Here is a 14,718-nt window from a genome sequence, read left to right as displayed (position 1 = left end):
CGCACGCGTCATTCCGCGATCGGCAGTTCCGCCCCGTCCCGCAGGAACAGCGGGATACGGTCCAGCGGCGCGTCGACCGTCACGGCCGCGCCGCCCTCGTACGTCGTCCCCGTCCACGCGTCCGTCCAGCCGGCGCCCGCCGGAAGATGCACCGTCCGGGCGGTGGCCCCCGCCGTCAGCACCGGCGCCACCAGCAGATCCCGGCCGAAGAGATAGGCGTCGTCCACCGACCAGGCGGCCGGGTCGCGGGGGAACTCCAGGAACAGCGGCCGCATCACGGGCAGCCCCTCCTCGTGCGCCTCCCGCATGACCTCCAGGACGTACGGCTTCAGCCGCTCGCGCAGCCGCAGATACCGCTCCAGGATCGCGCCGGCCTCCTCGCCGTACGACCAGACCTCGTTGGGGCCGCCCGTCATGTCCGGGCCCAGGGGCATGCCGGGGTCGCGGAAGCCGTGCAGCCGCATCAGCGGGGACAGCGCGCCGAACTGGAACCAGCGGACCATGACCTCGCGGTACGCCGGGTCCTGCGGGTCGCCGCCGTGGAAGCCGCCGATGTCGGTGTTCCACCAGGGGATGCCGGCCAGCGCGGTGTTGAGACCGGCCGCGATCTGGCGGCGCAGGGTCGGGAAGTCGGTGCCGATGTCACCGGACCACAGGGCGGCGCCGTAGCGCTGACTGCCCGCCCACGCCGAGCGGTTGAGGGTGATGATCCCGGACTCGCCCTCGGCGGTGAGCCCTTCGTGGAAGGTGCGGGAGTTCTCCGCCGGGTAGAGGTTGCCGACCTCCAGGCCGGGCCCCGCCCAGTACCGCAGGTTCTCCTGGAACCCCGGCTTCAGCTCCGGCTCGCAGGCGTCCAGCCAGAAGGCCGTGATGCCGTACGGGCGCAGGTAGTTGTCGCGGATCCGCGACCACACGAACTCCCGGGCCTCCGGGTTGGTGGCGTCGTAGAAGGAGACCTGGACGGTCGAGGCGACCTCCTTGTCCGGCCAGTCGGCGTGCGCCATCGGGCCGTACTGGGTGCCGATGAACCAGCCGCGCTGCTCCATCACCGGGTGGTTCTCCGACAGCGGGGACACCGACGGCCAGACGCTCACCACCAGCTTGACGCCCAGCTCCTCCAGTTCGCGGACCATCGCCGCGGGGTCCGGCCACTCGGCGGGGTCGAACTTCCACTCGCCGAGGTGCGTCCAGTGGAAGAAGTCGCAGACGATCACGTCCAGCGGCAGGCCCCGCCGCTTGTACTCCCGTGCCACGGCGAGGAGTTCGTCCTGGGTGCGGTAGCGCAGCTTGCACTGCCAGAACCCGGCCGCCCACTCGGGCAGCATCGGCGTCCGGCCGGTCACCGCGCTGTAGCGGCGCTGGGCGTCGGCCGGGTCGCCCGCGGTGATCCAGTAGTCGATCTGCCGGGCCGAGTCCGCGACCCAGCGGGTGCCGTTGTGGGCGAGCTCCACCCGGCCGATCGCCGGGTTGTTCCACAGCAGGGTGTAGCCGCGGTTGGAGGTGAGCACCGGGATGCCGACCTCGGCATTGCGCTGCACCAGGTCCAGCACCAGGCCCTTCTGGTCGAGCCGGCCGTGCTGGTGCTGGCCGAGGCCGTAGAGCTTCTCGTCGTCGTAGGCGGCGAAGCGCTGTTCCAGGCGGTGGTGGCCGTTGCCGACGGCCGTGTACAGCCGCGGACCCGGCCACCAGAAGTGGGCACGCTCCTCGGCGAGCAGTTCGGCGCCGTCGCCGGTGCGCAGGAAGCGGACCAGGCCCTCGGCGTCGACCTCGACGGTGAGCGCCCCGACCGTCAGCCGCCCGAGCCCGTCCTCGATCTTCACCGTCGACGGGGTCGCGGGAGGCTCGTCCAGCAGCGCGCCCGGCAGACCGGCCAGGACCGGCCCGCCCAGCCGGGCCCGCACCCGCACCGCGTCCGGACCCCACGGCTCGACCCGTACGGTCTCCTGACGGCCGCTCCACTCCAGCGAGCCGTCCCGCTCACGGAACGTGCCGACGGTGGGGGAGGACTGCGCCAGGCTGACCTTCGCTTGGCTTTCGGCAGGCTGATTCACGAGGCGTACTCCTGGACGATGACAGGGGGAAGCCGCCCCCGCAGGGGCCGCAGGGGGACGTACGGGTCAGGAAGCGGCCGGTCCCGAGCTCGCCCGGACCGTCAGCTCGGGGGCGAGGAGCACGACGTCGTCCTCGCCCCGCCCGTCCAGCTTGGCCACCAGATGCTCCACGGCGTGCCGGCCCATCTCCTGCGCGGGAATGGACACCGACGTCAGCCGCACCGAGGCCTGGACGGCGACCTGGTCGGGGCAGATCGCGACCACCGACACGTCCTCCGGCACGGCCCGGCCCTGCTGGCGCAGCAGGGCGAGCAGCGGTTCCACCGCCGACTCGTTCTGCACGACGAAGCCCGTGGTGCCCGGGCGCTCGTCGAAGACGCGGGCGAGGGTCACGGCCATCGCGTCGTAGCCGCCCTCGCACGGCCGGTGCAGCAGCCGGGTGCCCAACTCCTGGGCGCGCGAACGCAGTCCGTCGAGGGTGCGCTCGGCGAAGCCGGTGTGCCGTTCGTAGACCGCCGGTGCCTCGCCGATGACAGCGATGTCGCGGTGTCCGAGCTTCGCCAGATGCTCCACGCAGAGCGCGCCGGTCGCCCGGAAGTCCAGATCGACGCAGGTCAGTCCGGAGGTGTCGGCGGGCAGTCCGATCAGCACGGACGGCTGGTCGGCGTCCCGGAGCAACGGCAGCCGCTCGTCGTCGAGTTCGACGTCCATCAGGATCATCGCGTCGGCGAGCCCGCTGCCGGTGACCCGGCGCACCGCGTCCGGGCCCTCCTCACCGGTGAGCAGCAGGACGTCGTAGCCGTGCGTGCGCGCGGTGGTGGCCACCGCGATGGCGATCTCCATCATCACCGGCACATACATGTCGGTGCGCAGGGGGACCATCAGCGCGATGATGTTCGACCGGCTGCTGGCCAGCGCCCGGGCGCCCGCGTTCGGGTGGTAGCCGAGCTCGCGGATGCTCTGCTCGACCCGGTGCCGGGTGGTCGCGGAGATGGACCGCTTGCCGCTGAGGACATAGCTCACCGTGCTCGCCGAGACTCCGGCGTGCTGGGCGACCTCGGCGAGGGTGACCATCCAGCTCTCCAAGCTTTGTGAAGCGCTTCGACAGTGCGCACAGTGAATAGGGGCGGGTGAGGGTGGTTCGACAGTAGCTCCACCGGGGGTGGGTGTCCATAGGCTGTCGAAGCGCTTCGACAGCGATTTTCTCCGGGAGCGATTCTCGGCTGAACGGCCGCACGCAGGGTGGCCACCTCGCCCCGGATCGGGTACCAACGATCGGGTAGCACCCGTCAGTAACTCCCGGTCCGGATGATCCCGGCATCGAACCCTATGCGCGGCGAGGTGAGCGTCATGTCCGCTCCAACGACCAAGCCCACAGTCACCGAACGTGAGGCCCGCCAGGTGGCAGAGGCGGCCCGTGAGCAGGACTGGCGCAAGCCCAGCTTCGCCAAGGAACTGTTCCTCGGCCGCTTCCGCCTCGACCTCATCCACCCCCACCCCATGCCGACCGACGAGGCCGCCCAGCGCGGCGAGGAGTTCCTCGCCAAGCTTCGCGACTTCGTCGAGACCAAGGTCGACGGCGCCGTCATCGAGCGCGAGTCCCGCATCCCCGACGAGGTCGTGGGCGGCCTCAAGGAGATCGGCGCCTTCGGCATGAAGATCGACACCAAGTACGGCGGCCTCGGCCTCACCCAGGTGTACTACAACAAGGCCCTCGCCCTGGCCGGCTCCGCCTCGCCCGCGATCGGCGTGCTGCTCTCGGCCCACCAGTCGATCGGCGTGCCCCAGCCGCTGAAGCTGTTCGGCACGGACGAGCAGAAGGAACGCTTCCTGCCGCGCTGCGCCCGTACCGACATCTCGGCGTTCCTGCTCACCGAGCCGGACGTCGGCTCCGACCCGGCCCGGCTCGCCGCCTCCGCCGTACCGGACGATGGGGGTCCCTCCCGCTCGAGCGACTTCGAGAGTGGGGGAGAGTACGTCCTCGACGGGGTGAAGCTGTGGACCACCAATGGGGTGGTCGCCGATCTGCTCGTCGTCATGGCGCGGGTGCCGAAGTCCGAGGGGCACAGGGGCGGCATCACGGCCTTCGTCGTGGAGACCAACTCGCCCGGCGTCACCGTCGAGCACCGCAACGCCTTCATGGGCCTGCGCGGCATCGAGAACGGCGTCACCCGCTTCCACCAGGTCCGGGTCCCCGCCGCCAACCGCATCGGCCCCGAGGGCGCCGGCCTGAAGATCGCTCTGACCACTCTCAACACCGGACGGCTGTCGCTGCCCGCGTCCTGCGTGGCCGCCGGCAAGTGGTGCCTGAAGATCGCCCGGGAGTGGTCGGCGGCCCGCGAGCAGTGGGGCAAGCCGATTGCCCAGCACGAAGCGGTGGGCGCCAAGATCTCCTTCATCGCGGCCACCACCTTCGCCCTGGAGGCCGTGCTCGACCTGGCCTCGCAGATGGCCGACGAGGACCGCAACGACATCCGGATCGAAGGCGCCCTGGCCAAGCTGTACGCCTCCGAGATGGGCTGGCTGATGGCCGACGAACTCGTCCAGATCCGCGGCGGACGCGGCTTCGAGACGGCCGAGTCGCTCCGGGCGCGCGGCGAGCGGGCGGTCCCCGCCGAGCAGGTCCTGCGCGATCTGCGCATCAACCGCATCTTCGAGGGCTCGACGGAGATCATGCATCTCCTCATCGCCCGCGAGGCCGTCGACGCCCACCTCTCGGTCGCCGGCGACCTCATCGACCCCGACAAGTCCCTCCAGGACAAGGCCAGGGCGGGCGCGAACGCGGGCGTCTTCTACGCCAAATGGCTCCCGAAGCTGGTCGCGGGCCAGGGCCAGCTCCCGTACTCCTACAGCGAGTTCAAGCGCGAAGTCGACCTCTCCGCCCACCTTCGTCACATCGAGCGCACCTCCCGCAAGCTCGCCCGCTCCACCTTCTACGCCATGTCCCGCTGGCAGGGCCGGATGGAGTCCAAGCAGGGCTTCCTCGCCCGGATCGTCGACATCGGCGCGGAGTTGTTCGCGATGAGCGCGGTCTGCGTACGCGCCGAGCACCTGCGCTCGCGCGGCGAGAACGGCCGGGAGGCCTACCAGCTCGCCGACGCCTTCTGCCGGCAGTCCCGCATCCGCGTCGAGGAACTCTTCGGCCGGCTGTGGAGCAACACCGACGACGTCGACCGCAAGGTCGTCAAGGGCGTCATGTCGGGCACCTACGCATGGCTGGAGCAGGGCATCGTCGACCCCTCGGGCGACGGCCCCTGGATCGCCGACGCGGTCCCCGGCCCGAGCGAACGGGAGAACGTGCACCGCCCGATCCGCTGACCGGCCACCGACAGGGTGTTCCCTTCCCGTCCCCGTGAGGGGGACGCCCTGTCCCCCCGCACAGCGCTTGCGGCAACAATGGAGGAATGAGCGACTCTCCTGCCCCCCTCGCCGACCCGCACCTGGTGTACGACCCCGTCGCGGGAGACGGCCCGAAGGACGTGGTGATCCTCGGCTCCACCGGGTCGATCGGCACCCAGGCCATCGACCTCGTGCTGCGCAACCCCGACCGCTTCCGGGTCACCGCGCTCTCCGCCAACGGCGGCCGCGTCGCCCTCCTCGCCGAACAGGCCCACCGGCTGGGGGTCCGCACGGTAGCCGTCGCCCGCGAGGACGCCGTACCCGAGCTGCGCGAGGCCCTCCGCGCGCGGTACGGCGCCGGTGAGCCGCTGCCCGGGATCCTGGCCGGACCGGAGGCCGCCACCGAGGTCGCCGCCTCCGCCTGCCACACCGTCCTGAACGGCATCACCGGCTCGATCGGCCTGGCCCCGACCCTCGCCGCCCTGGAGGCGGGCCGCACCCTCGCGCTCGCCAACAAGGAGTCGCTCATCGTCGGCGGCCCGCTGGTCAAGGCGCTCGCCAAGCCGGGCCAGATCATCCCGGTCGACTCCGAGCACGCCGCGCTGTTCCAGGCGCTGGCCTCGGGCACGCGCGCGGACGTACGCAAGCTCGTCGTCACCGCGTCCGGCGGCCCCTTCCGCGGCCGGACCAAGCAGGAGCTCGCGAGCGTCACCGTAGAGGACGCCCTCGCCCACCCCACCTGGGCCATGGGCCCGGTGATCACGATCAACTCCGCGACCCTCGTCAACAAGGGCCTGGAAGTCATCGAGGCACACCTTCTCTACGACATTCCCTTCGACCGCATTGAGGTCGTCGTGCACCCCCAGTCGTATGTTCACTCGATGGTCGAGTTCACCGACGGATCCACGATCGCCCAGGCGACGCCCCCCGACATGGGCGGGCCGATCGCCATCGGTCTGGGCTGGCCCGAGCGCGTCCCCGACGCGGCGCCCGCCTTCGACTGGAGCAGGGCCTCGACGTGGGAGTTCTTCCCGCTCGACAACGACGCGTTCCCGTCGGTGAACCTCGCCCGCCACGTCGGTGAGCTCGCGGGCACGGCCCCGGCGGTGTTCAATGCCGCCAACGAGGAGAGCGTGGAGGCCTTCCGGGCCGGCGCGCTGCCGTTCAACGGGATCATGGAGACCGTGACCCGGGTGGTCCAGGAGCACGGCACCCCGGTCACGGGAACCTCACTCACCGTCGCGGACGTCCTCGAAGCGGAGACCTGGGCGCGCACCCGGGCCCGGGAACTGGCGGCACAGACGGCGGAGGCCCGTGCATGACGACCTTGATGTTCATCCTCGGCATAGTGGTCTTCGCCGTCGGGCTGCTGTTCTCGATCGCGTGGCACGAGCTGGGGCACCTGTCCACCGCCAAGCTCTTCGGCATCCGCGTGCCCCAGTACATGGTCGGCTTCGGCCCGACCCTCTGGTCGCGGAAGAAGGGCGAGACGGAGTACGGCATCAAGGCCATCCCGTTCGGCGGCTACATCCGCATGATCGGCATGTTCCCGCCCGGCCCCGACGGCCGTCTGGAAGCCCGCTCCACCTCGCCCTGGCGCGGCATGATCGAGGACGCCCGCGAGGCCGCGTTCGAGGAACTCAGGCCGGGCGACGAGACCCGCCTCTTCTACACGCGCAAGCCGTGGAAGCGGGTCATCGTGATGTTCGCGGGCCCCTTCATGAACCTGGTCCTCGCCGTCGGCCTGTTCTTCACCGTGCTCATGGGCTTCGGCATCTCCCAGCAGACCACCACCGTCAGCTCGGTCTCCCAGTGCGTCATCGCCCAGAGCGAGAACCGCGACACCTGCGAGAAGTCCGACCCGGCCGCACCGGCCGCCGCCGCGGGCCTGAAGGCCGGCGACAAGATCGTCGCCTTCGACGGGGTGCGCACCGACGACTGGAACAAGCTCTCCGACCTGATCCGCGCCAACCCCGGCAAGGAGGTGCCGATCGTCGTCGACCGGGACGGCCAGGAGGTCACCCTCACCGCGACGATCGCCACCAACCAGGTCGCCAAGAAGGACGCCGGCGGCCAGATCGTCCAGGGCGAGTACGTCACCGCTGGCTTCCTCGGCTTCAGCGCCGCCACCGGCATCGTCAAACAGGACTTCGGCGACTCCGTGACCTGGATGGGCGACCGGGTCGTCGACGCCGTCGACTCCCTCGCCGCCCTGCCCGCCAAGATCCCGGCCCTGTGGGACGCGGCCTTCGGCGACGGCGAGCGCGAGTCCGACTCGCCCATGGGCGTGGTCGGCGCGGCCCGGGTGGGCGGCGAGATCTTCACCCTCGACATCCCCGCCTCCCAGCAGCTGGCCATGGCGGTCATGCTGGTGGCCGGCTTCAACCTGTCCCTGTTCCTGTTCAACATGCTCCCGCTGCTGCCGCTCGACGGCGGCCACATCGCGGGCGCGATGTGGGAGTCGCTGCGCCGCAACCTCGCCAGGGTGCTGCGCCGTCCGGACCCGGGCCCGTTCGACGTGGCCAAGCTGATGCCGGTCGCCTACGTGGTCGCCGGGATCTTCGTCTGCTTCACGCTCCTGGTGCTGATCGCCGACGTGGTCAACCCGGTGAGAATCTCCTAGCCATACGGCGTTCACGGCGGCCCGGGATCCTGTGTCCCGGGCCGCCTTCCATCGAGTGGGTTTACGGGCCGTGATGTGCTCTCGCCGTGGCCCGTGCCGTAATCTCGAAGCCTGGAGCCCGCTGCTGACGGGGCCGGACCTTGATCCACGACTTGGGGTTGCACAGCAGATGACTGCGATTTCTCTCGGCATGCCGTCCGTTCCGACCAGGGTTGCCGAGCGCCGGAAGAGCCGGCAGATCCAGGTGGGCACGGTCGCGGTGGGCGGCGACGCCCCGGTCTCCGTCCAGTCGATGACGACGACCCGTACGTCCGACATCGGCGCGACCCTCCAGCAGATCGCCGAGCTGACGGCGTCCGGCTGCCAGATCGTGCGGGTCGCCTGCCCCACGCAGGACGACGCGGACGCCCTCGCCACCATCGCCCGCAAGTCGCAGATCCCGGTGATCGCGGACATCCACTTCCAGCCGAAGTACGTCTTCGCGGCCATCGAGGCCGGCTGCGCCGCGGTCCGGGTGAACCCCGGCAACATCAAGCAGTTCGACGACAAGGTCAAGGAGATCGCGAAGGCGGCGAAGGACCACGGCACGCCGATCCGCATCGGGGTGAACGCGGGCTCGCTGGACCGGCGACTGCTCCAGAAGTACGGCAAGGCGACGCCCGAGGCGCTCGTCGAGTCGGCCCTGTGGGAGGCCTCGCTCTTCGAGGAGCACGACTTCCGCGACATCAAGATCTCGGTGAAGCACAACGACCCGGTCGTCATGATCGAGGCGTACAAGCAGCTCGCCGCCCAGTGCGACTACCCGCTGCACCTCGGTGTCACGGAGGCGGGGCCCGCCTTCCAGGGCACGATCAAGTCGGCGGTCGCCTTCGGCGCCCTGCTCTCCCAGGGCATCGGCGACACGATCCGCGTCTCCCTCTCGGCGCCGCCCGCCGAGGAGGTCAAGGTCGGCATCCAGATCCTGGAGTCCCTGAACCTCAAGCAGCGCGGCCTGGAGATCGTCTCCTGCCCGTCCTGCGGCCGCGCCCAGGTGGACGTCTACAAGCTGGCCGAGGAAGTCACCGCGGGCCTGACCGGCATGGAGGTCCCCCTCCGCGTCGCGGTCATGGGCTGTGTGGTGAACGGCCCCGGCGAGGCCCGCGAGGCCGACCTCGGCGTCGCCTCCGGCAACGGCAAGGGCCAGATCTTCGTCAAGGGCGAGGTCATCAAGACGGTGCCCGAGTCGAAGATCGTGGAGACCCTGATCGAGGAAGCCATGAAGCTGGCCGAGCAGATGCAGGACGCGGGCATCGAGTCGGGCGAGCCGTCGGTCTCGGTGGCGGGCTGAGTCCCGGAGACGGTCTGAGCAGGACCGCGCGGCGGCCCCTCCCGGCGAGCAGCGCCCCGGCCGGTTGCACTTCAGCAGGGCGGCACTCCACATCCCCGCCAGGTACAGTGCGGAGATCAGCTGTCTTTAGTGTGAGGCCCCGCAGTTGCTGACCCAGACCACCTCCCGGGTCCTCGAACCGAGCGACCTGGACGCAGCGCTCGCCGTACTGGACCGCGAGCCCGTGACGAACGCCTTCGTCACGTCCCGGGTCCAGGTCGCCGGCCTGGACCCCTGGCGCCTCGGCGGCGAGATGTGGGGCTGGTACGAGGACGGCATGCTCACGTCCCTGTGCTACGCCGGCGCCAACCTCGTCCCCATCTGCGCCACCCCCCGAGCCGTCCGCGCCTTCGCCGACCGGGCCCGCCGGGCGGGCCGCCGCTGCTCGTCGATCGTGGGCCCGGCCGAACCCACCGCCCAGCTCTGGCGCCTGCTGGAACCGAACTGGGGCCCGGCCCGGGACGTCCGCTCCCGCCAGCCCCTCATGGTCACCGATCGCATGCCGGAGGACATCGCCCCTGACCCCCGCGTCCGCCGGATCCGCAAGGACGAGATGGACACGATCATGCCGGCGTGCGTGGCGATGTTCACCGAAGAGGTCGGCGTCTCCCCGATGGCGGGCGACGGCGGCCTGCTGTACCAGGCCCGGGTGGCCGAACTGGTCGGTTCCGGCCGCTCCTTCGCCCGCCTCGACGCACACGGCCGGGTCGTCTTCAAGGCGGAGATCGGCGCCGCGACCGACCGCGCCTGCCAGATCCAGGGCGTCTGGGTGGCCCCCGAGTACCGGGGCCAGGGCCTGGCCGCCCCCGCCATGGCGGCCGTCCTGCGCTATGCCCTCGCGGACGTGGCCCCGGTGGTGAGCCTCTACGTCAACGACTTCAACACCGCCGCCAGAAGGACGTACCGCAGGGTCGGCTTCGAAGAGGTCGGCGCCTTCATGAGCGTCCTCTTTTAGCTCCCTGTACCCTCCCCGCATGGACCTCGTCATCGGCCCCCTGGATCTGCCGGCCCACGTGGACGAGGCCCTGGCCGTCCAAGCCGTCGCCTTCGGGCTCGGCGCCGACGAGGTGGTCGTACGCCGTCAGATCGTCCTGCGTCACATGGCCTATCCCGGCGCCCGCGCCCTCGGCGCCACCGAGGACGGACGGCTCGTCGGATTCGTCTACGGCATGCCGAACGACCGCACCCACTGGTGGTCCACGGTCGTGGAGCCGTACCTCCGCGGCCGGGGCAACGACCACTGGCTCGACGACTCCTTCGTCATCACCGAGCTGCACGTCCACCCGGAGTACCAGAACCGCGGACTCGGCCGCGCGCTGATCACCACCATCACCGACAGCGCGAGCGAACCCCGCTCGATCCTCTCCGCGATCGACACCGACAGCCCGGCCCGCGGCCTCTACCACTCCCTCGGCTACCAGGACCTCGCCCGACAGGTCCTCTTCCCCAGCGCCCCGAGGCCGTACGCCGTGATGGGTGCCCCCCTGCCCCTGCGCAGGCGGCAGGGGGACAGAACCGATTTCCACCGTCCCGTACCGCCCGGCTAACCTCCTGCCATCACCCTCACGCAGCAGGAGTACACGAACCATGGCGAACGCACCGGTCCAGCGCATGTCCCAGTTGATGGCGAAGACGCTGCGCGACGACCCGGCGGACGCCGAGGTCCTCAGCCACAAGCTGCTCGTCCGCGCCGGGTACGTCCGCCGCACGGCGGCCGGCATCTGGTCCTGGCTGCCCCTCGGCAAGCGGGTCCTCGCCAACGTGGAGCGCGTCGTACGCGAGGAGATGGACGCGATCGGCGCCCAGGAGGTGCTGCTCCCCGCCCTGCTGCCGCGTGAGCCGTACGACGCGACGGGCCGCTGGGACGAGTACGGCCAGGAGCTGTTCCGCCTCCAGGACCGCAAGGGCGGCGACTACCTGCTCGGCCCGACCCACGAGGAGATCTTCACCCTGCTGGTGAAGGACCAGGCGTCCTCCTACAAGGACCTGCCGGTCATCCTCTACCAGATCCAGCACAAGTACCGCGACGAGGCCCGCCCCCGGGCCGGCATCCTGCGCGGCCGTGAGTTCCTGATGAAGGACTCCTACTCCTTCGACACGGAGGACGAGGGCCTCGCCCGGTCCTACGCCCTGCACCGCCAGGCCTACCAGCGCGTCTTCGAGCGCCTCGGCCTGGACTACCGCATCTGCGCCGCCACCGCGGGCGCGATGGGCGGCTCCAAGTCCGAGGAGTTCCTCGCCCCGGCCGAGGCCGGCGAGGACACTTTCGCCGACTGCCCGAACTGCGACTTCGCGGCCAACACCGAGGCGATCACGTACGCCCTGAAGCCGGTGGACGCCGACGGCGTGGCCGCGCTCGAGGAGATCCCGACCCCGGACACCCCCACCATCGAGACCCTCGCCGCCCACCTCGGCGTCCCGGCCTCGGCGACCCTGAAGAACCTCCTGGTGAAGGTCGACGGCGAGATCGTCGCCGTGGGTGTCCCCGGCGACCGCGAGGTCGACATGGACAAGGTCGAGGCGCACTTCGCCCCGGCGACGGTCGAGATGGTCACCGAGGAGGACTTCGCGGGCCGCCCCGACCTGGTGCGCGGCTACGTCGGTCCGCAGGGCCTGGGCGAGAAGGTCACCTACCTCGCCGACCCGCGCGTCGCCCCCGGCACCTCCTGGATCACGGGCGCCAACAAGGAGGGCACGCACGCCAGGAACGTCGTCGCGGGCCGTGACTTCGAGGTCGCCGAGTACGTCGACGTCGTGGTCGTCCAGGAGGGCGACCCCTGCCCGAACTGCGGCACCGGCCTCAAGCTGGACCGTGCCATCGAGATCGGCCACATCTTCCAGCTCGGCCGCAAGTACGCCGACGCCCTCAAGCTCGACGTCCTCGGACAGCAGGGCAAGCCGGTCCGCGTCACCATGGGCTCCTACGGCATCGGCGTCTCCCGCGCGGTCGCGGCGCTCGCCGAGCAGACCGCCGACGACAAGGGCCTGTGCTGGCCCGCCGAGGTCGCCCCGGCCGACGTCCACGTGGTCGCCGCCGGCAAGGCCCTGCAGACCGAACTCGCCCTCGACGTCGCCGAGAAGCTGGCGGCGAAGGGCCTGCGGGTCCTGTGCGACGACCGCGCCGGGGTGTCCCCGGGCGTGAAGTTCACCGACTCCGAGCTGATCGGCGTCCCCAAGATCCTGGTGGCCGGACGCCGCGCGGCCGAGGGTGTCGTCGAGCTCAAGGACCGCCGCACCGGCGAGCGCGAGGAGCTCACGGTCGACGAGGCGATCGCCCGCCTGACGGCCTAACGGCAGCGGCCGCACCGGCCCCGGGCCGGTGCGGCACCCCGTCAGGGGCGCGGGGAACTGCGCGACCCGGCCACGACGGACCCCGCACCCGGCAGCCGGGGGAGGAGTCCCCTCACAGCCAGCCCGCGAACTCCAGCAGCAGTTCGGCGTCCTGCGGGCGGCCCACGCGCAGGGCGCGCACGCCGGACTCCACGGCCCGGAACAGGGTCCAGCCGCGGAGCCGTTCCTGGTCCACCTCCAGGGACTCGGCCAGCCGTTTGATGCGGCGGCGCGTCGTGGCCGCTCCCGACGGCGAGGCGATCAGGTCCTCCACCCGGTCCCGCACCAGCCGGGCCAAGTCGAACGCGCACTCGCCCACCACGGGATCCGGCCCCACGGCCAGCCACGGCGTCCGTTCCCCCGCCAGCACCTTGCTCTGCCGGAACGTGCCGTGCAGCAGCCGGTGCTCGGGCGGCGCCGCCAGCAGCTCCTCCCGCGCGGCGAGCGCCGCGTCCACCAGCTCCGCCGCTCCCGCGTCACCCGCGGAGCCGAGCCGCATCGCCTCGGCCTGCCGCCCCGTCCGCTCGGCCACGGTCTCGAAGACATGGTCCCCGGGCGGCTCCACCCACAGCCGGCGCAGCGTCCCCGCCGCCTCCAGCAGCGCCTTCGCCTCCGGCAACGACCGCACCGACACGTCCGGGTGCAGCCGCTCCAGCAGCAGCACTCCCTCCGTGACGGAGGACTCCAGCAGCTGTACGGCGCCCCGGCCGCCCCAGTGCGCGAGCGCCGCGCGCTCGCTCTCCGGCCGGGCCCGCGGCGGGGCCAGCTTCAGCACGGCCGGCGTGCCGTCCGCCCGCCGTACCAGCACGACCAGGCTGCTGCGCCCGCCGGGCACCTGCACCCGCTCCACGGTCAACTCGCGTAGTGCCACGGCCTGTTGTGTCGCCTCGGGCAGCTTCTCCAGCCAGCCGTCGGCGTCCGGTGCCGTCTCACCGAGCGCCCTGACCAGACGCCGCGGCGGTTCGAAAGCCATACGCGAGAGTTTCCTTCCAGTTCACGTCACGCCGGGGGCGTCGCCGATGCCGAGCCGGTGGCCGCCCGCTCGGCGAGCCCAGGGAAGGCTACGCTCTCACCGCGCCAGCGCACCGCCCGCACCGCCGCCTCCCGCAGCGCCTCGGCGGCCGTACGACGCCGCGCGCCGGTGGCCGCCCGCACCAGATCCGAGTAGACCCCGGCCACCCGGTCCTCCACCTCGGCGGCCAGCCGGGTCGCCGCCGCCGAGTCGGCCACCGCGAACGGCAGCGCGTACCCGGGCTCCGCCGCGACCGGCTCCCCGCCCAGGTCCAGCACCTCGCGCACCAGGGCGTCCCGGCGCGCCCGATGGGCGTCGTAGGCCCCGCGGGCCTCGGCGCGGCGCTCCTGCCGGATCCGGCCGCCGACGACGCCGTACCCGTACACCGCCGCGTGCTCGGCGGCCAGCGCCGCCTGGAGCGCGGTCAGTTCCCCGGCCTCGGCCTTGCTCACGCCGCACCCTCCGTCAGCAGATACACATGCGCCGACCCGGAAGCCGCCACCGAGGCGAGCAGCCGGGCGAGTTCCCCGGGCAGCGCCGACAGCGCCCCGGTCCTGCGGTCCGACAGCGTCCGTTCGGCGGCGGCGAGTTCCGCGAGGGCGCCCTTCTCGTCGGACGGCACCGCCGGCGATGTCGCCGACGCGGACGGGTTCCCCGAAGCGGACGGGTTCACCGGCCCGGCCGCCGCCGTACCGCCGAACGCCTCCGCGTGCCGCACCACCTCCGCGCGCAGCGGCCGCAACCGGTCCGCCAGGGCCGGATGGGCGGCGATCACCGCGTCGTAGCGGTCCACCAGCTCCGCGCTGTCGCGGGCCGCATGCGCGCGTGCGCGGTCCGCGGCCGACGGGCTGCCGGCGGTGCCGTCGGTGTCCGGACCGGGTGAACAGCCCCCCAGCAGCGCGGCACCGGTGGCCGCGGCGAGCAGGCTCCTTCTGCGCGGCCCCGAGGGCAGGCGCGGCGGCGGGGGAAACGGCACGGCAGACGTCCTCGGTGCTCG

The 14,718-nt window shown here is 71.7% G+C and carries 12 protein-coding genes; 7 read left to right on the top strand and 5 right to left on the bottom strand.

Translation table 11 applies throughout. From position 1 onward, the window contains the following. Positions 1-8 precede the first annotated feature (8 nt). A complete protein-coding gene (locus M8H82_RS16095) occupies positions 9-2,051 on the bottom strand; it encodes a TIM-barrel domain-containing protein (RefSeq protein WP_250074474.1) in 2,043 nt (680 codons plus the stop codon). A gap of 66 nt (positions 2,052-2,117) precedes the next feature. Next, a complete protein-coding gene (locus M8H82_RS16090) occupies positions 2,118-3,125 on the bottom strand; it encodes a LacI family DNA-binding transcriptional regulator (RefSeq protein ID WP_250074472.1) in 1,008 nt (335 codons plus the stop codon). A 276-nt stretch (positions 3,126-3,401) separates the two neighbouring features. Between M8H82_RS16090 and M8H82_RS16085 the strand changes: the two genes are divergently transcribed. From M8H82_RS16085 to M8H82_RS16050, 7 genes are all read left to right on the top strand, one after another. Beyond that, entirely contained in the window at positions 3,402-5,369 is a 1,968-nt protein-coding gene (locus M8H82_RS16085) for an acyl-CoA dehydrogenase family protein (RefSeq protein ID WP_250074469.1), read from the top strand. A gap of 86 nt (positions 5,370-5,455) precedes the next feature. Continuing rightward, positions 5,456-6,712, top strand: a complete 1,257-nt coding sequence (gene dxr, locus M8H82_RS16080; RefSeq protein ID WP_250074467.1) for a 1-deoxy-D-xylulose-5-phosphate reductoisomerase — start codon at positions 5,456-5,458, stop codon at positions 6,710-6,712. Between the two features lie 8 nt (positions 6,713-6,720). Continuing rightward, positions 6,721-8,013, top strand: coding sequence for an RIP metalloprotease (locus M8H82_RS16075; protein WP_250074822.1), 1,293 nt, complete (start codon positions 6,721-6,723; stop codon positions 8,011-8,013). A gap of 169 nt (positions 8,014-8,182) precedes the next feature. Continuing rightward, positions 8,183-9,340, top strand: a complete 1,158-nt coding sequence (ispG, locus tag M8H82_RS16070) for a flavodoxin-dependent (E)-4-hydroxy-3-methylbut-2-enyl-diphosphate synthase (RefSeq protein WP_250074464.1) — start codon at positions 8,183-8,185, stop codon at positions 9,338-9,340. Between the two features lie 145 nt (positions 9,341-9,485). Next, positions 9,486-10,334, top strand: a complete 849-nt coding sequence (locus M8H82_RS16065) for a GNAT family N-acetyltransferase (protein WP_250074462.1) — start codon at positions 9,486-9,488, stop codon at positions 10,332-10,334. 19 nt (positions 10,335-10,353) lie between these two features. Continuing rightward, the gene (locus M8H82_RS36620; RefSeq protein ID WP_374211665.1) at positions 10,354-10,926 is read left to right on the top strand and encodes a GNAT family N-acetyltransferase; all 573 of its coding nucleotides are present in this window, start codon (positions 10,354-10,356) and stop codon (positions 10,924-10,926) included. 40 nt (positions 10,927-10,966) lie between these two features. Beyond that, entirely contained in the window at positions 10,967-12,670 is a 1,704-nt protein-coding gene (locus M8H82_RS16050) for a proline--tRNA ligase (RefSeq protein WP_250074461.1), read from the top strand. A gap of 112 nt (positions 12,671-12,782) precedes the next feature. On the opposite strand, the gene M8H82_RS16045 is transcribed toward M8H82_RS16050, so the two are convergent. From M8H82_RS16045 to M8H82_RS16035, 3 genes are read right to left on the bottom strand one after another with little or no spacing between them, the layout of a single operon-like run. Then, positions 12,783-13,682 (bottom strand): aminoglycoside phosphotransferase family protein, encoded by a 900-nt coding sequence (locus tag M8H82_RS16045; RefSeq protein ID WP_250074459.1) that lies wholly within the window; start codon positions 13,680-13,682, stop codon positions 12,783-12,785. A gap of 26 nt (positions 13,683-13,708) precedes the next feature. Continuing rightward, complete coding sequence (locus M8H82_RS16040; protein ID WP_250074457.1) at positions 13,709-14,173, bottom strand: ferritin-like domain-containing protein; 465 nt, start codon at positions 14,171-14,173, stop codon at positions 13,709-13,711. Further along, positions 14,170-14,697, bottom strand: a complete 528-nt coding sequence (locus tag M8H82_RS16035) for a hypothetical protein (protein WP_250074820.1) — start codon at positions 14,695-14,697, stop codon at positions 14,170-14,172. Before M8H82_RS16035 ends, M8H82_RS16040 begins: the two co-directional genes overlap by 4 nt. Positions 14,698-14,718: the final 21 nt, after the last annotated feature.

Origin of the sequence: Streptomyces sp. YS415, from assembly GCF_023544665.1 — a bacterium.
GTDB lineage: Bacteria > Actinomycetota > Actinomycetes > Streptomycetales > Streptomycetaceae > Streptomyces.
This window is presented reverse-complemented; position numbering and strand designations above follow the sequence as displayed.